The sequence below is a fragment of the Mesorhizobium sp. BHscii genome, from assembly GCF_053848065.1.
Map to the genome: position 1 here is coordinate 413,739 of NZ_JBSPKW010000002.1, position 18,962 is coordinate 432,700.

The 18,962-nt window shown below is 60.7% G+C and carries 14 protein-coding genes; 8 read left to right on the forward strand and 6 right to left on the reverse strand.

The genetic code is table 11. From position 1 onward, the window contains the following. Positions 1–62 precede the first annotated feature (62 nt). Positions 63–1,169 carry a glycosyltransferase gene (locus ACWTU7_RS04800; protein WP_455837703.1) on the reverse strand — a complete coding sequence of 369 codons (1,107 nt, stop codon included), beginning with the start codon at positions 1,167–1,169 and terminating at the stop codon, positions 63–65. Between the two features lie 8 nt (positions 1,170–1,177). Continuing rightward, the gene (locus ACWTU7_RS04805) at positions 1,178–2,743 is read right to left on the reverse strand and encodes a GumC family protein (protein WP_455837702.1); all 1,566 of its coding nucleotides are present in this window, start codon (positions 2,741–2,743) and stop codon (positions 1,178–1,180) included. Between the two features lie 171 nt (positions 2,744–2,914). On the opposite strand from ACWTU7_RS04805, the gene ACWTU7_RS04810 reads away from it, so the two are divergent. Continuing rightward, on the forward strand, positions 2,915–4,228 hold the full coding sequence (locus ACWTU7_RS04810; RefSeq protein WP_455837701.1) for a VpsF family polysaccharide biosynthesis protein: 1,314 nt from the start codon (positions 2,915–2,917) through the stop codon (positions 4,226–4,228). An 18-nt stretch (positions 4,229–4,246) separates the two neighbouring features. On the opposite strand, the gene ACWTU7_RS04815 is transcribed toward ACWTU7_RS04810, so the two are convergent. Next, the gene (locus ACWTU7_RS04815; protein ID WP_455837700.1) at positions 4,247–5,689 is read right to left on the reverse strand and encodes a glucosamine inositolphosphorylceramide transferase family protein; all 1,443 of its coding nucleotides are present in this window, start codon (positions 5,687–5,689) and stop codon (positions 4,247–4,249) included. Positions 5,690–5,889: 200 nt separating this feature from the next. Here ACWTU7_RS04815 and wecB point away from each other — a divergent pair, with 200 nt between their 5' ends. From wecB to ACWTU7_RS04830, 3 genes are read left to right on the forward strand one after another with little or no spacing between them, the layout of a single operon-like run. Further along, positions 5,890–7,044 (forward strand): non-hydrolyzing UDP-N-acetylglucosamine 2-epimerase, encoded by a 1,155-nt coding sequence (gene wecB / locus ACWTU7_RS04820; RefSeq protein WP_455837699.1) that lies wholly within the window; start codon positions 5,890–5,892, stop codon positions 7,042–7,044. Continuing rightward, the gene (gene wecC / locus ACWTU7_RS04825; RefSeq protein ID WP_455837698.1) at positions 7,037–8,374 is read left to right on the forward strand and encodes a UDP-N-acetyl-D-mannosamine dehydrogenase; all 1,338 of its coding nucleotides are present in this window, start codon (positions 7,037–7,039) and stop codon (positions 8,372–8,374) included. The genes wecB and wecC overlap by 8 nt, the downstream gene beginning before the upstream one ends. Continuing rightward, positions 8,371–9,174, forward strand: coding sequence for a WecB/TagA/CpsF family glycosyltransferase (locus tag ACWTU7_RS04830; RefSeq protein WP_455837697.1), 804 nt, complete (start codon positions 8,371–8,373; stop codon positions 9,172–9,174). Before wecC ends, ACWTU7_RS04830 begins: the two co-directional genes overlap by 4 nt. 95 nt (positions 9,175–9,269) lie before the next feature. On the opposite strand, the gene ACWTU7_RS04835 is transcribed toward ACWTU7_RS04830, so the two are convergent. Next, entirely contained in the window at positions 9,270–10,709 is a 1,440-nt protein-coding gene (locus ACWTU7_RS04835; protein ID WP_455837696.1) for a lipopolysaccharide biosynthesis protein, read from the reverse strand. Positions 10,710–10,861: 152 nt separating this feature from the next. Between ACWTU7_RS04835 and ACWTU7_RS04840 the strand changes: the two genes are divergently transcribed. Then, entirely contained in the window at positions 10,862–11,980 is a 1,119-nt protein-coding gene (locus ACWTU7_RS04840; protein WP_455837695.1) for a glycosyltransferase family 4 protein, read from the forward strand. Positions 11,981–12,078: 98 nt separating this feature from the next. Here ACWTU7_RS04840 and asnB read toward each other — a convergent pair whose 3' ends face one another. Continuing rightward, positions 12,079–13,905 carry an asparagine synthase (glutamine-hydrolyzing) gene (asnB, locus tag ACWTU7_RS04845; RefSeq protein WP_455837694.1) on the reverse strand — a complete coding sequence of 609 codons (1,827 nt, stop codon included), beginning with the start codon at positions 13,903–13,905 and terminating at the stop codon, positions 12,079–12,081. Between asnB and ACWTU7_RS04850 the strand changes: the two genes are divergently transcribed. After that, positions 13,893–14,171 carry a hypothetical protein gene (locus ACWTU7_RS04850; protein ID WP_455837693.1) on the forward strand — a complete coding sequence of 93 codons (279 nt, stop codon included), beginning with the start codon at positions 13,893–13,895 and terminating at the stop codon, positions 14,169–14,171. The genes asnB and ACWTU7_RS04850 overlap by 13 nt on opposite strands. A gap of 72 nt (positions 14,172–14,243) precedes the next feature. On the opposite strand, the gene ACWTU7_RS04855 is transcribed toward ACWTU7_RS04850, so the two are convergent. Continuing rightward, on the reverse strand, positions 14,244–15,485 hold the full coding sequence (locus ACWTU7_RS04855) for a glycoside hydrolase family 5 protein (protein WP_287337637.1): 1,242 nt from the start codon (positions 15,483–15,485) through the stop codon (positions 14,244–14,246). Between the two features lie 117 nt (positions 15,486–15,602). Here ACWTU7_RS04855 and ACWTU7_RS04860 point away from each other — a divergent pair, with 117 nt between their 5' ends. Further along, positions 15,603–17,510 carry a heparinase II/III family protein gene (locus ACWTU7_RS04860; RefSeq protein WP_455837692.1) on the forward strand — a complete coding sequence of 636 codons (1,908 nt, stop codon included), beginning with the start codon at positions 15,603–15,605 and terminating at the stop codon, positions 17,508–17,510. Positions 17,511–17,748: 238 nt separating this feature from the next. Beyond that, positions 17,749–18,744: a sterol desaturase family protein gene (locus ACWTU7_RS04865; protein ID WP_455837691.1), complete on the forward strand. Its 996-nt coding sequence runs from the start codon at positions 17,749–17,751 to the stop codon at positions 18,742–18,744. The last annotated feature ends 218 nt before the right edge of the window (positions 18,745–18,962 follow it).

The window sequence follows — 18,962 nt, forward strand, 5'->3', positions numbered from 1 at the left end:
TGCTCCAACGACGCGAATGGCGATAGCGGCTGCCTCAACGAACGCCAGCGCGAAGCTCCTTGCTAGAGCAGCGCTTCGTATGCATCTCCGATCTTTTCAACTTCGAAATCCGCTGCTCTGCTCTTCAGGAGGGCGACAGAAGTGGGGTGGTCCAGCATCTCAGCCATCGCCTTTGCCAGGGCCGCGGCATCGCCGACCGGCACCAAGGCGCCGAAACGACCGTCACCGAGAATCTCGCGCGGGCCATGCGGCGCATCTGTGGAGACTACGGGGACGCCAGCAGCCATGGCCTCGACCAGCACATTGCCGAAGCCCTCGCTCGTCGAGGAAAGGACGAACAGATCGGCTGCGGCATAACAGGCCGCGGGATCGTTGACGTAGCCGGCAAAGAGCACATCGGCGGCGGTACCGGATTCCTGGGCAAAGGTGCGCAACTCGGCAGCCAGCGGACCTTCGCCGAAGATTACAAGCCGAGCGCGGCGGCCGGCGCGCAGGATAGCGAAAGCCCGCAGCAAGGTCCGATGATCCTTGACCGGCACCAGGCGCCCGGCGGTGGCGATGACCGGGCCATCGCCCATCGTCGCCAGCTTTGTCTGCCATGTATAGGAATCTTGCTGGAGCGCCGCAGCCGGTGGCAGCGGATTGTTGATGACGGCAACCTTGGATTTGGAAAAGCCGCGGGCCGCAATGTCGCGGCCGACACCCACCGAGACGGCGATGGCTTTGGTTGCGCGCGCTGCAACCAACGCGGAAAGCCAGACCGCTATTCTCGCGCCGAGGCTGCTGGAAGGCAGTGAGGCCGCCGCGTGGAAGCTTGGAAAGAACCGCGCTCGGCTTCGCGCCAAGAGAAGCGCCAGCGCCACGACCAGATTGGCAAATTCGGGGGCGCTATAGACCGCATGCGGACCAAGGCGGCTGAACAAACGTGCGCTTCGCACGATGCCTTTCAGCGTCTCCCACTTGCCGTAACCCTCGCCCCGGATGGGAAGGTCGAAATCGACAAGATGCACCGCGGGGGAGCGCAGCGCGGCGTTGGGTCCTTCAGCGTTCCAGGTAAAAAGTGTGACATCGTGGCCACGTGATGCCAATTCATTTGCCATGAGGACGAAGACACGCTCGGCGCCGCCGCCCCTGAGACTGGCAATGTGAAAAACAATGCGCTTCGCCATGCCTGGATTCAGGCTCGGCTGACGTCGATGCCTGATCGGTTCGTCGGCTGGCGCATGTCGCGAACGATGCCCATGGCAATGGCCAGCAGCATGCCCAGCGCAAAGCCGGCGAAAGCTCCCAGGCCTGCCATCAGGGGGGTGCGGGGCGGCCACGAGCGTCCCGGTGGCGGCACGGCGGTGGAAATCACCTGTACATTCGTGGTGTCGATCTGCTCGCGCTCGGTGATTTGGCGCGAGCGAGACAGGAAGCTTTCATAGACCGCCCTCCTCGAGGCGGCGTCGCGTTCCAGTTCACGCAGGGCGACCTGGGACTCGCTGTCGGTGAAAACATTGTTCTTCAGATCGTTCATCTTGGCGCTGAGAGAAGCCAATGAGGCGTTGGCCTTATCCAGGTTGGCTTTTGCGGTGCCGACCGTGCGGGCGAACTCTGCCTTGAGTTGAGAACTGACGGTCTCGAATTCTGTCCTAAGCCGGACAATCGTCGGGTGGCGCGGACCAAAGGTCATGGATTGTGAATCGATTTGCTGCCGCAGGCTATTTGCCTTGTCGCGCAGTGCTGCGAGTGCTGCCGAAACCGCGGGGTCGGGATTGGCTCCATTGACACCGGCGGCAACCAAGGCGTCGTAACTTGCCTGCGCTGCGATGACGCGCGATTGCGCCTCTCCAATTTCACTATTGAGCTGCGTCATCGTCTGCGAACTGACAAGCTGGCCATTGCTGGAGGACAGGTTGTGACTGCGCCTGTAGCTCTCGACCTTCTCTTCGGCCGCCTGCACGTCGCGCTTGAGTTGGCCGAGCCGGCCCTCAAGAGCAGCTGCGGCACGGCTGGCACCAGCAGCTTCGGCCTTGGCCAGTTCGTCCTGGAAAGCCTTCACTATGGCTTGCGAGATCAGGATCGCCTTGCCGGTGGTTTCTGCCGATACCGAGAGGGTTGTGACGAACGACGTTTCATCCGCAGCGACGCTGACCCGCTCCGCCAGGCTTTTCTGGGCGATAAGCTTCGGATCGGACTTGGCGCCACTCGCTGCAGCACCAGACGTGGAGGAGCTCTGGTCCGGGTCGAAAAACTCCGGATCCCTGGCTAGACCGAGTTCGTTCACTACCCGTGCAAGCACGTTGCCCGAGGTCAAGATGCGCTGCTTGCTGCGCGCGTTAAGTATTTGGCTGTCGACCTGGCCCGGCTGCGAGTAGAGATCGTTTTCCACAACCTGCAAATTGGCAGGATTGATGAGGATTTCTGTCGTAACGGTATAACGCTGTTTGCTCAGCAACCCATAGGCGGCGCCGATGACGCCGCCGGCCACTGCCAGCATCAATGCCAAGACGAGCCCGGCACGCAGCCAGACAAACAGGCGTCGAAAATCGAGCTCAAGGAAATCGCCGATCTTGTCGAGCGTCACCGTCGGGACAGGCTCGGGCGTGTGCGGAGTGACAGGGGCGGAGGTGCGTGCCATGACTGGGGCATCCTGTTGCAGCCTTGCCCTGCTGGCGCGCCGTGCATTGGCGATCCGCTCGAGTGCGCTGATATCGGAATCCGCTGCAGAGGGAGGGGTTGTGCCGGAAGCGGCGGACATGGTGCTAACTCTTGTTATTCGCTACGCGGGCCAGCACTACAGAAAGATCGTTAACATCTCATTTTCCAAGTTGGCATATTTTGCCGAGTCACACGCCGCGTCCGTTCGGCGGTCCCTTGAATGGATCTCGTTGGCCAGAATGCCGCTTGAATACTCGCATTTGGATGGGCCATGAGCTATCCCGCTGCCGCATCGGAACGATTGCTGTCCAGCCAGGCGCGCCGTCAGAACGCGCTGTCGATTCTGTTTTTCCTATGCGCTGCGTTGGCGTTCCTGCTCCGCTTCACGGTTTCACCGCAGATTATGAACATGGTCGTCGACTATACGGCCGACGGTGGTTCATTCTACGAGAAACTGCATTTCGGCACCTATGCTATCTTTCTGCTGCTTCCGTTCGTTCTTTTCAGCAGGCCGTTTCTGCTGCAGGGCGACGAAATTGGAATCTTCAAGGCTTTGCTGCTCTATTCTGCGCTGATTTTCGCGCTGGTGCCGTATCTGTTCATCACCGGCCGTGCGGGCTCCTCAGGGTTCATCATCGATACCTATCTGGTGGCGGGCGCCGCAGGCCTGTTGATGCTGGCCTTGAACGCGGAAGTACGGCGGGCGTTGGGAGACGTCGTGCTTGGAATGGTGATCCTCAGTGCCGTGATGGGCACGATCGAAGCGGTGACTCAACATCGATTTCTGCCTTACGGTCTCAACGAACTGCAGTTCAGGCCAATCGGGCTATCGGCGCACCCGTTGGCCCTAGGCGCGCTCTGCGCCACTGTCATCGGATTCGTACCGCTGACGCGCTGGCGCATATGGGTGCGGGTGCTGGCGATCTTCGTATTGCTCGTCGGTTGTGCTGCGTCAGGCGCTCGCGCCGCCCTGTTGCTAGCTGCCGGAGAAACCCTCATTCTGCTGATGTTCGTGCCTTGGCCGCGCCTGACCCTCAAGCATCAGCGGCAGGCCAAGTCTGTCGTGCTGCTGTTCGCCCTGGCGGCCGGCGCAGTGCTGGTGGCCATACTGTTTTCGGGCGGACTGCTGAACCGATTCGGCAACACGATCTTTGACGAAAATTTCATGGCTCGGGTGACGATCTACCAGGTGTTCGGACTTGTTAGCTGGAAAGACATCCTGTTTGGCATGAACGTCGACGACCTGCTGGCGATCGTCAACGAGAAGCTGCATCTGCCCTACATCGAGAGCGCGCCGGTGGTCATCATCATGCTCTTCGGCTTGCCCATAGCCGTGCTCTTCATCATGCTGGTATTCTGGTTCATTTTTCGGCTGCTGCGCGCGGCGCCGCTGCCGGCATGGATCGGCACCATGACGTTCCTGCTTGCTGCGCTGTCGAACAACGCGCTCTCGTCAAAATCGCCGGAGATCGCAATTATCGTGGTGCTGCTGCTTGCCTATAGAAACGCGCCGTATAGGAACCGGCCGAAGAGCACATCGTCGGCTGCGGCTGCATCCGAGCCGAAACCGGATCGGCTCGGATAAGCACAGGCTCCAGACGCGTCAGCCGGCGCTATCCACAACCTCGACGTTGCCTGCGCGATTAAGCGTGTGAATGCCCGTGCGGGCCCATGCCGGCCCCGGGCCGATCGGGCGGGGCGGCGCAAAACGGACGTCGAAATCGTCAAGCCTATCCAGCCGCATCAACCCGAGACCGCCGCCATAGGCTTTCGACCCGTTTTGCACCGGCAGAACTACGGCGTCACCCTGGCGAATAAAGGCGCCGCCGGGCCGAGCGGCCGAGTGATCGACGACGATGGGATTGAGCGCATGCGCGACCCACGGCCCGCGCAGCGAGGGTGCGGAATAGACCGTCATCGTATCCGACGCGCTGCCGTAACCGAACCGCTCCGTCCCCAACAGCCAGAAGCGCCCATCCAATTCGAGCAGCGTGGCGTCATTGAAATCCTTGTCCGTCATCAGCACGGTGTCGCGTACCCAGCGATCCGGAAACTGCGCGGCGCGGTAGAGCACAAGCTCGCGCGCCGCCCCACTTTCCGGAATCATGAAAATCTCGCCGGCCTGAGCTAACACCTGCGGATACGACAGGTGGTGCATTTCCTCCAGTACCACCCTCGGCACACCGAAGATGCCATCTTCGCCCAGCTCGGCGACAGAAATGACGCCGCGACCCGTAGCGTAGGGAAATTCCTCGACAAACAGATAGTGGCGGCCATCCCGCTCGAGGACGAATGGATCGGCATAGAATCGCTGGCCATCGTCCGGGAGGACGGTGAACGGCTTACCGTCAAGTTGCCCGGTTTCTGCGACACCTGACCCGTCGATCAGCCGATAGGCGACCTGCCAATAAAAGGGGCGCGTTCCACGTCTGAGTTTTTGCACGGCGCGATCGACCAACCCCCTGCAGAAAAAGGGCAGATAATGCCGGACAAAACCGCCGTTCCTTAGGATCGGTGCCGGGTTATCGACTACTGGCACAAGTTCGCCCGCGGAAAAACGGGCGACGCTTTGCGCAACCAGCGAGATGGCCCCAGCGAGCAGGTCGTTGCAGCTGCGAGATAGCCAGAGCCGGTCGCTGATCATCGGTCGCCCCCTGGCGACTGTGACGCCGTCGAGGCGAACGGCAAGTTCGGGCAATCGCCCGCTCGCCAGCATCTCGGCCACACCGGCGGGGAAGGTGCTGTGGCCGCAAAATTCGAGCGTCAGGACAGGCGTGCCTCGTCGAGCGGCAGTGCCGGTGAGATCGATTACAAGGTCCGCTGGACCAGAACCGCCAGACTGCAACGGCTCGGAGCGGCTTGCCAATGAGGGACCGAAGCGCCGGCTCTCCATCGCCAGCACAATATCCAGTCCGCGTGCGATCGGCGCAGGCGTCGGCGCGCGGCAGCTCGAAACCACGTGACTAGCTGCGTTCAACCGTACCAGGAGCTCATTTTCCCAGCGCCGAGATCCGATGGTGTGGCCGATAATTAAAATATTAGTCAATCGAATATGTTCTTTTTCAAGACTACTGTGCCAGGATACCTATCGGTTTAGGCTTTCATAAGAGTTACCGGGGAGAACGCGGGCTTGTCTGTTAATCATATATTAAGATTTAAGGTCACGAAGGCGGCTTCTGCAGCTAGTATAGCTCTTGTGGTGAATAATCAGCAGGTCGCGACGCCTTCTGGCGACCAGGATCAGCAATGAACGTCCTTTCACATCCGAAACTGCCGGTCAGGCAAAAATTGCTGATCGTGTTCGGCACGAGGCCGGAGGCGCTCAAATGCTTTCCGGTGGTGCGTGCCGCGCTTGCCCATCCGGGTTTAGTTACCGAGACATGCATCACCGGCCAGCATCGCGAGATGGTCGACCAGGTCATCGAACTGACCGGCCTGCCGGTGCATCACGACGTCAACATCATGCAGCCCGGCCAGACATTGTTCGACGTCACCTCGCGCGTGCTGCTGGGCATGGCCGAAGTGCTGGAGAAGGCGAAGCCCGATATCGTCCTCGTGCAAGGCGACACGACCACGGCGATGACTGCGGCTCTGGCTGCTTTCTACAAACGCATCCCGGTAGCCCATATCGAGGCAGGATTGCGCAGCCACGATATCAACTCTCCCTTTCCAGAGGAACTGAACCGCAAGATTGCCGGCGACATAGCGAAGTGGCATTTCGCGCCGACCATCCAGGCGCGCGACAATCTCATCGCCGAAGGAAAGGCTGCGAACACCATCTTCGTGACCGGCAACACGGTGATCGACACGCTGTTGCATTTTTCCGGCGCGATCGACGCCGACAAGTCGATGAGCGCCAAGCTCGCCGCCGATTTCCCGTTCCTCGATCCCGCCAAGAAAATGATACTGGTCACCGGCCATCGCCGTGAGAATTTCGACGGCGGCATCCATCGCATCTGCACGGCGCTGAAGGGGTTGGCGGTGCGCGAGGACGTGCAGATCGTCTATCCGGTCCATCCCAATCCCAACGTGCGCTCGGTGGTCAACGCAGAACTGGGTGGCGTGCCGAATATCCACCTGGTCGACCCGCAGGACTATCTGCCGTTCCTGTTCCTGCAGAAGCAGAGCTACCTGGTGCTGACCGATAGCGGCGGGGTGCAGGAAGAAGCGCCATCGCTCGGCAAGCCGGTGCTGGTGATGCGCGAGAATACCGAGCGGCCCGAGGGGATTGCGGCGGGTACCGCCCGTCTCGTCGGCACCGATATCCAAAAAATCCTGTCCAATGCCAACAGCCTGCTCGACGATAAGAATGCCTATCGCGGCATGGCGGAACGACACAACCCGTATGGCGATGGCCGGGCCAGTAACCGGATCGTTGAGGAATTGCTGCATCATGGCTGAGATCAAAACCGTTTCCGTTATCGGCATGGGCTATATCGGCCTGCCGACCTGTGCCATCTTCGCCAGTCGAGGGCTCGACGTCATTGGTATCGACGTCAACGAAGCGGTGGTCGAGAAGGTCAATCGCGGCGAAATCCACATCGTCGAGCCGGACCTCGATGGTTTGATCCAGAAGGTTGTAGCCAACGGCAAGCTTAGGGCATTCAGTACGCCGCAGCCGGCGGACGCGTTTGTCATCGCAGTGCCGACCCCGATGACCGAGGACCACAAGCCTGACGTGAGCTATGTGCTCGCGGCGGCACGAAGCATCGCCTCCGTGCTGAAGCGGGGAGACCTTGTGGTGCTGGAATCGACATCGCCGGTCGGCACGACGCGCATCATGACGGGACTGCTTGCCGAATTGCGGCCCGATCTCAAATTTCCTCTGGTGCATGGCGAAGAGGCCGATGTCCTGGTCGCCTATTCGCCTGAGCGCGTGTTGCCGGGAAAGGTCCTTACCGAGTTGATCAACAACGATCGGTCGATCGGCGGACTGTCGCGCAAGTCGTCGGAACGCACCGCAGCACTCTATTCAACCTTTGTTGCCGGCGACCTGTTCACGACCCAGGCCGAAAGCGCGGAACTGGTGAAGCTGACCGAGAACGCGTTCCGCGACGTCAATATCGCCTTTGCCAACGAGCTTGCGGCAGTGTGCCAGGATCTGTCGCTCAACGTTTGGGAGGTGATCGATCTCGCTAACCGGCATCCCCGCGTGAACATCCTGCAGCCGAGCCCGGGCGTCGGCGGCCACTGCATTGCGGTCGATCCGTATTTTATCATCGATGCCGCGCCTAACAGCACGCGGCTGATGGCTTCGGCACGCCGGATCAATTCCGAGCGTCCATTGTCGGTGGTCAGAGATATAGAAGCCTTGCTCGATCCTTCCCGCAAGCAGACGATCGCTTGTCTTGGCCTCAGCTTCAAAGCCAATATCGACGATATGCGCGAGAGTCCGGCTGTCGAGGTGGTGAAGCTTTTGTCAGATATTCCCAACCTGAAGATCATCGCGGCCGAACCCAACACAAATAGGCTGCCGCATGAACTCGAGGGTAAAGGCATCGTCTTTACCGATGCGCTTTCCGCCATCGACCAGTGCGATATCGTCGTCCTGCTGGTCGACCATCGGCAGTTTAATCTGGTTGATCCCGAAGCGCTCAAGGACAAGAAGCTCATCGACACAAGGGGTTTGTGGACCTGGCGCAAAGCACGCAAGCCCGACGCCCGCATCGAAGGCAAGAAATCAGCGCTCGAACACCTGGCACTTCCTGCAAGTGCCGAGGAGGCCGCATGAACGCGCACGACCCAGCATGGGCGCAGCATCGCCTATTGGCGTCACGGCGCCGGGAATTCCTTGGCGCGCCGATCCATGCGCTGACCATGGCCGAGACGCTGGCCATCGCCGATGAGGCGATGGCCCTGCGGCGGCCGCTGCATCATGTGGTCGTGAATGTCGCCAAGCTTGTGAACATGCGCAACAACGCCGAACTGCACGAGGACGTGGCAACGGCGGATGTAGTCAACGTCGACGGCATCGGCGTGCTTTGGGGGGCGCGTCTTTGCGGCGTCGCGCTTCCGGAGCGAGTAGCGGGTGTCGACATCATGATCAATCTGCTGAGCCTCTGCGACACGCGGGGCTACAGGCTCTTCCTCCTGGGCGCAGAACAATCCGTTCTCGATGCGGTTAGAATGCGACTTGCCAGGGATCATCCGGGTCTCGTCGTCGCCGGCATGCGCAATGGTTATTTCAAGCCGGAAGACGAGGCCGGCATCGTCGAGGCGATCAACGCCTCGGGCGCCGACTGCCTGTTGGTGGCGATGCCGACGCCGCGCAAGGAGCGCTTTCTCAAGCGCTATCGTGACGAACTCACTCCGAGTTTCGTCATGGGCGTGGGCGGCAGTTTCGACGTCTATGGCGGCAAGGTTGCCCGGGCGCCAAAACTGGTTCAAGCGGCCGGTCTGGAGTGGTTGTTTCGCGTGGCACAGGAGCCGCGACGCTTGTGGCGCCGCTACTATGACACCAACACTGCCTACGCAGCGCTGCTGTGCCGGGAGTTATGGGGCCGTCGGGGACGCCGAAAGGTCGATCTATAAGTAAGTAACGATTGCCCCCAACAAGCGGGCGGCCGCCTGGGGCTACAGCCTTGGCCCGAAGTCGGAACCGCTTTTTCTAGGACTACGGCACGGGTCTATGCGAGCCGTAGCCGCGCCCGCAGCTTGGCTATGAATTGCATCGCGGCGGCAGGATAGAACAGCCAGGTCAGCCCGAAGAAAACCACTGCGCCAGCGGTGCCGCCCGCGACGAGCGAGAAGATGGCCGGCATATCGCCGAGAAGAGCGCTGGCAAGACTGGCGGCCAGCCCCGTGCAGACCGAAATGACGATCGAAACGCCGATGTCGCGCCATGGCACCGGCACCGGCGTGAGCCGTTCGCTGATGATGATGCAGGCTAAAAGGCCTGCCAGCGATCCGCCCGCCAGCGCCAAAGCAGCGCCGACCTCCGCCATCGGAGGGATCAACAGCACGGACAGTGCGATTGTCGCCACCGAGCCGAAGGAATTGGCGATGATCAGCAGCCACGGCCGCTTGTGCGCGTGCACCACGGTGCCATAGACGAAGCTGGCGAGATTGGCACACAGCACGCTGAAGGCGATGATCGGAAAGAGCAGGCCGAAACGGCCGTGATATTCGGAGGGCAGCAGGAGCTGCGTGATATCGCTGCTGAGTGCGACCAGCATTGCTGCGACCGGCAGGCAAAGGCGCATCATCAAGGCCATCAATTGCGACAGCAGCTGGCCCGATGCCGCAGGACCGTCGTCGTCGAACCGGCTGACCACCTCGGGAAAGGCGCCCATGTTGATGGAATTGGCGACCATATCAATGGGCTGGCGGGCCAGTGCATAGGCTGCGGCGAAGATCGCCACTGCGCCGGCATCGTAATAGATCTTGAGGAATACACGCTCGGCGCTGTGCAGGCCGAAGCCTACCAGCGCCATGATGACCAGGGGCACGCCGAGGACGAAGAACTCCTTTTGGGTGAAGCGTGGCGGACCGGCAACGACGCGTCGGGATGCCATGATGCCTGCCACGATACCGGCAATCAGCACGCCGAGGCTCGAGCCGAGCGATACCGTCAGAAACGAATCTTGAAACATGACGATGGCACCGATCGGCAGCGCGAGTTGCAGCACGGCGCGCAGGAACTCGAGGGTCGAATAGACCGAATGACGCTGCTGCATCTGCAGCACCGTCAACGCGAAGCGGCCGATGGAACCGGCGATCAGGTAGCTGCAGACGGCGATCGCGAACTCGACCCAGCGCTCCGGCACGATCACTGCGGAGGCGGCCACGGATATGATCAGCGCCAGGGCCGTGCTGGCAAGCAACACCTGCCCGGCCAGCATCAGGCTGCCACGGCTGACGTCGCCTTTGCCCCCAAGCCTGAGCAAAGCGATGCGCAGCCAGTTGGTGACGGCAACGTCTGTCATTTCGCCCACGGTCACCACCAGGGTCAGCAGGCCATACTCGGTCTGATCGATCAGCCGCGTCACGATGACCAGCAGGAGCAGCGCGGAAATCCGCGTCAGCAGGATCGCCGGGGCATAGATGAGCGTGGAGCGCAGCAGCAAAGAGTTGTCCCCGGAAAATTCACCTTCGATTAACCGTCGACCGGCGGAAAATCCAGCGCGATGACGGCAAAGGGTGAACAGATTCAGTTTGAACTAACGGATTCGTCGTAAACCCTGTTTGAAACCTTTGCCTTGTCGTTCCGAATGGAGTCATGTTGCAGCGTCCGGTCCACAATCAAAAAGTCCATGTCCTTGTCGCGACGCCTTCGGGCGTTTCGGGGCAGGGTGGTATCGACCGCATCATGGGGGCGCTGAAGCAGGAGTTCGAGCGGCAGGAGATCGCCGACATCGATGTACGCTTCCTTGCCAGCCGCGGCTCGGGGCATGTCGCGTTTTCGATCTTCTATATGTTTGACTTTTGCTTGCGGATGCTCGCGGCGCGTTTGGCGAAGCGCGCCGATGTCATTCACATCAACATATCGGTTTCCGGCAGCACCTATCGCAAGATGGTGATCGCCGCCTGCGCACGGCTGCTGTCGATACCCTATGTCCTGCATTTGCATGGGGCGCAGTACGAGACATTCTGGAAAGACGATCGCAGTTTCATGAGCCGCCGCATCGAAGCTCTGTTCGAGCGTGCCGGTCGGGTGATCGTCTTGGGCAGGCTATGGCGCGACTTCGTCGCCAGCCGGGCACCGGGGGCGGCCGACAAGATTGTCATCGTTCCCAACGCCACGGCGGTTCCATCCTTGGCGCATGTCGGTGGCGGCGACCATGTGCATCTCCTGTTCCTTGGCCGCATCGGCGCCCGCAAGGGCGTCCCGCAATTGCTGGATGCGCTGCACTGCATGGAGCCGATCAAGAGCTGGCGCGCCACGATCGCCGGCGATGGCGACGTCGAGGCGGCACGGATGAGAACGGCCGAACTGGGCCTTGCCGAGCGCGTTACCCTTCCTGGCTGGGTCGGGCCTGACGAGGTCGCTTCGCTGATCGCTTCGGCGGACATTCTGGTGCTGCCCTCCTTTGCCGAAAATCTGCCCGTCTCGGTCATCGAAGGCATGGCTGCAGGTCTCGCGGTAGTGACGACGCCTGTCGGCGCCGTGGAGGACATCATCGCCAACGAGCAATCCGGGTTGCTGGTGCCGCCCGGCGATGTTGCGGCGTTGACCGAGGCGCTGACACGGCTGGTCGAAAATCCGGCATTGAGAGCCAGGCTTGGTGCTGCCGCGATGGCCGTGCATCGGGAACGGCTTGAGCTCGTACCTTTCGTCGGCGCGATCTGCGACGTCTGGAGGTCGGTCGCGTTAAAAGCTCAATCGGTCAAGCGCTGACGCCATCCTATGTAAACGTGGACGCTGAGCTTGCGCGCCGCGCAGGTGAGCCTAAGACGAGCAGCTGCGGGTCGAGCGCAATATCGATCCCGTTGGCGTCACTGCGGCGCTCCAAGCTCAAATTCGCGATGGAATATCTCCAAATTCAACAGCGCCCAAATTAGCTTTTCGTGGTCTGCGGCACCGCTGGTATGCTCCGAGACGATTTGATCAAGGTGTTTGGCGCTCAAATAGCTGCGAATGACGGACTGAGAGGAGCAAAGATGGTCGTCCACGTAGCTCCTCATTGACCCGCGAAACCATTCGGCGACGGGCACCTTGAACCCGACCTTACGGCGGTTGAGAATTTCCTCAGGAAGCATGTTGGCCATGCTGTTGCGCAAGATCAGCTTACCCTTCCGCCAACCCACCTTGTAGCGATCGGGCAATTTGCTGACGAACGCAACCAGATCGCGATCGAGGAACGGCATTCTTCCTTCGATTGAACCGGCCATCATCATCCGGTCGCCTCGTTCCAAGAGATTGTCAGGCAACCACGATGTCTGATCGAAAAACAGCGCGCGGCGAAGATGGGATGCCTTCGCGCTTGAGGAGAACGGGAAGTCGTTGCGTTCATTGCGGCAATTGGCCGGCGCACCGATGAGGCGACCGTGTTCCCGCGCTGTCATGGCCCCAAACCAGGAGATCATCCGAGTGGCAAAGTCCCTTTCGCCCGCGCTTCGGGCAAATGTATCGAACTTGGCCGATGCGCCAGGCATGGCGCGTATCAGAGGGGCGAGGACATTGTTGTGGAGCAAGGCTGGAACGAGCGACCGGTAGATTCCAGCCAGTGACTCCGCGCGATGTTTGGGATACCCGCCGAGAATCTCGTCTGCCCCTTCCCCTGTGAGCACCATCTTGACGTCCTGCGAGGCTCGCTCCGACATCAGGTAAATTGGAATGTCCGAACTTTGTGAAACAGGCGCCCCCAGATGGCGAATCAACTTGGGCAGGTGGTCAATCAGGTCGTCCGCCTCAATGACCAGTTCGCAATGATCGGTCTTGAAATGATCGGCGACGCGTCGGGCGAATGGAAGTTCACTGTAAGCCGGTTCGCTGAAGCCGACCGAAAATGTACGAATTGGCTTGTCGCTGTGCTTGGTCATCAGGGCAACGATCGCTGACGAGTCGAGGCCTCCGGAGAGAAAGGCGCCAAAGGGTGCATCGCTGCGCATTCTGATCTCGACGGAATGGTCGAGCAGTTCCAGAAATCGCCGCTTGGCGGTTTCGTCGTCGATGTCCTCGGTCAGATCGGTTTGATCTGGAGGCGTATAATAGCGCGTTTCCGTCACGGTCCCTTGCGACCAAACGGCATAGCTTCCGGGGTTGAGTTTGCGGATTTGTTTAAAAAGCGTGCGCGGTCCAGGCACGTAACGCCAGCGCAGATACTCGTGCACAGCGTCCAGATCGAGCTGCTGCGCGTTTGGCTGCGATGACAACAATGCGTTGATCTCCGAGGCAAACGACAGCAATTTTTCGCTTTCCATGAGGTAAAGGGGCTTTTTGCCGAAGGGATCGCGGCCGAGGATCAATTCGTGCCTCTGAGCATCCCAGAGCGCAAAAGCGAACATGCCGCTCAATCGGTCAAATACGGACAAGTGCCACTGATCATAAGCTCTGAGCAGCACCTCGGTATCGGAGCGCGTTCGAAAATGATGACCGAGGCCGATCAGTTCCTGGCGCAACTCGATATAGTTGTATATTTCGCCGTTGAAAATAATTCTGAGACGGCCGTCGTCGATATGCATCGGCTGATTTGAATCGGCGTTTAAGTCAATAATCGCCAGGCGGCGATGCACCAATGCCAATTGGTTCCCGCCGGTGTTCAAGTCCAAGAACTCGGTGCCTTCGGCATCGGGGCCACGATGCCGCAATGCGTTGGACATTCCGGCGGCCCGATATTGTGGGTTTTCGACTCTCGGCCCGATCCAGCCGGCAATTCCGCACATCATCTCTTCCCTGGGCGCGCGTGTTCGCGACGCTGTTTACGACGAATGTATTAAACACTTGGTTGCCGACGAACCGGATCGCCGAGAAAGCCGCCAAGGTGTTTCAAAGGCGGGGGCTTGACCGGTTCGATCAGAATCTGCCGGTCCTGAATGACGTGCCACCGACGGTTGCCGCGGAGACGGCAGCTCTTGCCGTCGCGTGATTGATCACTAGCTTGTGGCGGGGACAGGATTGGCGTTGCCGCCCGGCTGCTCATCCGTCAAGAGGCGCATGGCTACGGCAGGCCCAGTGCCCGCAACATCTCCTGGTCCGGGACCGCAGGCCCTTCGGGCCGGATGACGGTCATCCCATAGGGATTGGAGAATTCCCAGACAGACCATGGTATCGCGAAGCGTTCCGCCTGCTGGCGCACCGCCTTGAGATAGCGCAGACGGTCGGCGTCGAATGCGCCCATGCGGCCGTCCGCAGACATGAGGATCACACCGAATTCACCCATGAAGAGCCGTCGGCTTGGAATGCCATGCGCCTCCGCCCAGTCGACCGCCTGACGGAAGCTCGCCTCGAGTTGGCTCGAGCCCCAATTGTGCTCGAAATATCGGGCGATTGCTTCACGGGCCGCGACCATGTTCATCATTTGCTCGACCGGGCTCAGGCCGGCGGCGTCCATCTGCGCCTTAAGGGTTTCGGTCACCTTTTCGGGCGTACTGCTGTCGGCCGGCCAGGGCAGGCCGGAGGCGAAGGCGCCTGTCCCGTCGGGCCGCTGGTGCGTGAAACTGTGCGGCTCGTACATATGGAAGCTGTAGTAGAGGTTCGGATCGTCAAAGCCCGGGGTGAGATTGACCAGCCCGGCAATGCTGCCGCCACAGGCGCCTGTTGCGACGATGGTGAGTTCGCTGCTGACTGCGCGAATATCGCGGACCGTGTCTGCCATGATCCGCTGCCAGTCATCGCTGCCGCTCGAATCACAGGGGTAGTATGCCGGCTCGTTGTAAGGCTCGAAGGCTACCTTGTCGGTGCCAACCCTGGCCAGCATGGTGGCGACCGCCACAACCATTTCGCGATAGCTGGCAACGCCTTCGCTGTCGGCACCGTCATAGATCATCTCCATGCTGTAGGCCGGAACCTGGGTGACGCCGTGCAGGTCGAAAACCACCTTAAGGCCGGCCGACGTGACCCGCTCGACCGCTGCGGCAAGTATGTCCAGCGCCTGCTGCCGTTTGGCGCCCTCGCTGGCAAGCAGAGGGCCGGGGTCGACGCTCAGCCGGACGAAGTCGAAGCCCATCGATCGAATGCGCGCAAACACTTCGCCATCCGGCCAATCGGTGAGCGGCCTATGTCCAGCGCGCCACTCCTCCTCGCTGCGATAGGGCGGCCAACTGTAGGATCCATCGTCCTCGACCGGCGACCAGTTGAGCCATTCATGCACGCCGACGCCGCGCTGGAGCTGGATCGGCGCAGCGTTGGCGGCTATCGCCATGCCGAGCACCCACGCTGCAACCCACGCCATCCTTCTCATCGCCACTCTCCGCATCATGGTCGGAGATATTAACCGCAGGATCGGAAAAGGAGGATTGCCGTCGTGCGGCTTTTCGACAGCATGGTATATAAGAATCGAAACCTTGGCGGAGAGCGTATGAGAGTCGGCTGGTACATCAACCGGTTGCGCAGCATGGAGCCGGCCGAGGTGTTGCACCGGCTGGGCGAGCAGCGTCGAAGGATCGCTTCGCGCCGCCGCGACGACGGTTGGGAGCGTTACGCTTCGCCCCAGTTGCACCCGGTGCTGCATGCATTGCGCGATGCTGCGCTGGCTGCGACACCGGAGCAACGGCAAGCCATAGCGGCGGCGGCGCAAAACACGCTTGGGGGCCAGTTTTCCGCACTTGGGCGAACATGGCCACGGCGCGATCGAGATCGGCTGTTTCCTCCCGAGCTTTGGCGCCTTGATCCGGTGACCGGCAGGCTTTGGCCGGGTCCCGAGGCCCATACTTTCGATATCGATTTTCGCCATGGCGGCGGCCGCGGCGATGTTAAATACGTTTGGGAGATCAACCGGCTGCAGCAGTTGCCGCCACTGGGCGCCCACCTGCTTCTCGCCGGCGACGACCAGTCCCGGATGGCCATAGAGGCGGCGATCGACAGCTGGCATTCAGCCAATCCGCCGTTTCGAGGGGTTTGCTGGGCCTCCGGCATCGAAGTAGCGCTGCGAGCCATCAGCCTGATTGTCACCATGGACCTCGTCGGCGACCGATTAGGCGCGGCGACACGGCAGCAAGTGGGTGAAATACTGGCGGCAAGCGCCTATTGGCTGCCGCGGTTCCCTTCTCGATTTTCGTCCGCCAACAACCATCTCGTCGCAGAACTGGCTGGCGAGTATCTGATCGGCCTGGCGTTGGGGACCGAATCCAACGCTGTCCGCGGCGCCCTCCTGGCTGAGGCGCGCAAGCAGATTCTCGCCGATGGCGCCGGTGCCGAGCAGACCCCGACATATGCGGCCTTCACCGCCGAACTAATTTTGCTGTGCGCCGCTGCGGCACGCCAGGCCGGAACGCCGTTTCCCTCGCCCGTCGAAGCGCGTCTGGCCGCATTTGCCAATTTCGTCGCTTGGCTCTCCCCAGCTGCCGGCTTTGGCGACAACGATGAAGGTCGCGTGCTGACGCTCGGGGACGAGCCGGACTATGTCCGATCCGTCGCCGCCGCCATCCGTGGCTTTTTACAGATGCCGGGCAACGCGGCGGCGCCACACGATTTTCGGGCGCTTTTCTTTGGCAGGCCGTCGGAACCGGCACCGGCGTCGCACGGGCTGCAAACGTTCACGCAAGGCGGGCTCTCCGTCTGGCGCGGTGAGATGAATGGCCGCAGCATCGATTTGACGTTCGACCACGGCCCTCTCGGCTATCTCTCGATAGCGGCTCACGGCCATGCCGACGCGCTGTCGCTCACCTTGTGCATCGATGGCGAGCCGGTGCTGGTCGACCCCGGCACCTGGCTCTACGGTTCGGGGGGCGTCTGGCGCGACTGGTTCCGCTCGACACCGGCGCATAACACGCTGAATATCGAGGGCAAAAGCCAAAGCATCATCGCCGGGATGTTCAACTGGTCGCACAAGGCGGTTGCGGCATTGGTGGAGAGCGAGCCGGGAACGCACTGGAAGCTGCGCGCCCGGCATGACGGGTATAGAAGCCGCTTCGGTGTCGTGCATCAGCGCACCGTGACGCACCAGGCCGACGGGATCGTCGTGACCGACCAACTGCTCGGCGGCAGGCGCGTGGCCGAGGTCGTCTTTCAACTCGCAGCCGGCCTCGGCACCAACCGAGACGGAAGCACGATCATAGTGCTGCGCGGCGACGAGCCGCTGATGACCATTCGGTTTCCGGACGCTGCGGTCGACATCCGCGCCGGCGGCGGCGCACCGGGGCAGGGCGGCTGGGTTTCACCGCGTTTTGGCGCCAGGCAGCCAGCCGAACGCATCGCCTGGCACGGCGAAGTGGGCGAAGACGGAATTAAGATCCACCTCGCGGCAATCCCACCGTCGCAACGATAGCGATCGGCGCAGCAGCAGAGCGGGCCATCCGCTGTTCCGGCCGTATTCGAGATTAATTACGTTCCGACATTTAGCGTTTTGTTACGGTTGAACTGCTAATCTGGCGCAAATCCGGCATGCTTTTGCTCGTTGCAGCCGCAATAGCCACCTGGTTGCGGGCAACATGCAGTGGGTTTGGCAAGTTTTTTGCTTCGCAATTCGCCGGTAGCCATTTTACGGCCCAGGAGCCACCGCACCGATGTTTTCTGAATTCGCCAGAGTGATTGTGGAAAAGCTTTCGAACGTCAATCTGGTGACGCTCGGCCTCCTATTTCTCACGGCACTGGGGAGCGCGGTGGTCGCTTACTGGCGAACTGTCGAGCACAAGTCCCTCAGGGACTTTTTCGATTTCGCTTTCCCGGCGGAAGTCATCCTGCATCCGTCGGCGCGAGCGGATGTCCTATTTTGGGTCACAAAACGGGCGATAATGCCTTTCCTGCTCATCCCTGCCGGCGTCACCTTCGTTGCCGCCGTGGGCTATGGGACGCACCAGGCAATCGGCTGGCTCCTTGATATCCAGGCGCCGCTCATCGACGGCCCGGCCGGACCGGTGACGATCGTCATCTTCACGGCAACCATGCTGATCGCCTACGACATTTCGTACTATCTCTACCATGTCGCCCAACACCACTTCCCGTTCCTATGGGAATTGCACAAAGTGCATCATTCGGCCGAAGTGATGGTGGGAATCACCAAGGATCGGGTTCATCCGCTGGACGATCTGATGAACCGTATCTGGGATGGTATCATCCCGGGGATATGCTTCGGCATCTGGAGCCTGATCGCGCTCGATCCTGTAGAGATCGCTATCTTCGGCATCAACGTCTATGTCATTCGCAACATCCTGATGATGGACTTTGTTCGCCATACCCATTTCAAGATTTCCTTCGGCCGGTTGAACAACATCATCTTGTGTCCGCACTGGCACCAGGTGCACCACAGCATCGACCCTCGCCACTACGACAAGAATTTTGGCCTGTTGTTTTCGTTCTGGGATCGCCTGTTCGGGACGCAGTTTGTCCCGGATCCGGATGAAGACCTCAAATTTGGCCTGATAGATCGCGATGTGCGCGACTATCAATCGCTCTTTGGGCTTTACATCCTGCCGCTCAAGAAGATGGGAGGGCATGTCGCCAGACTGTTCCAGAGGCGTCTCGATGTCATCGCACAGCCACAGGATCGTTCCCCTTCATGAACACCATTGTTTCGATTGACGCTTCGAGCGCAGAGCGCCTGGAAGTTGTCCGCTCGGCGGATCGCCTGGCTGCGATCGAAGCCGATTGGATGCATCTTTGGCATCGCACCGATGGGCTGATCTTTCAGAGCCATGCCTGGATTTCGGCATGGTGGAGTACCGTAGCGGACCGTGACCAGCGCGCGCTGCGGATCGGGTTGGTCTGGAATGGTGACAGG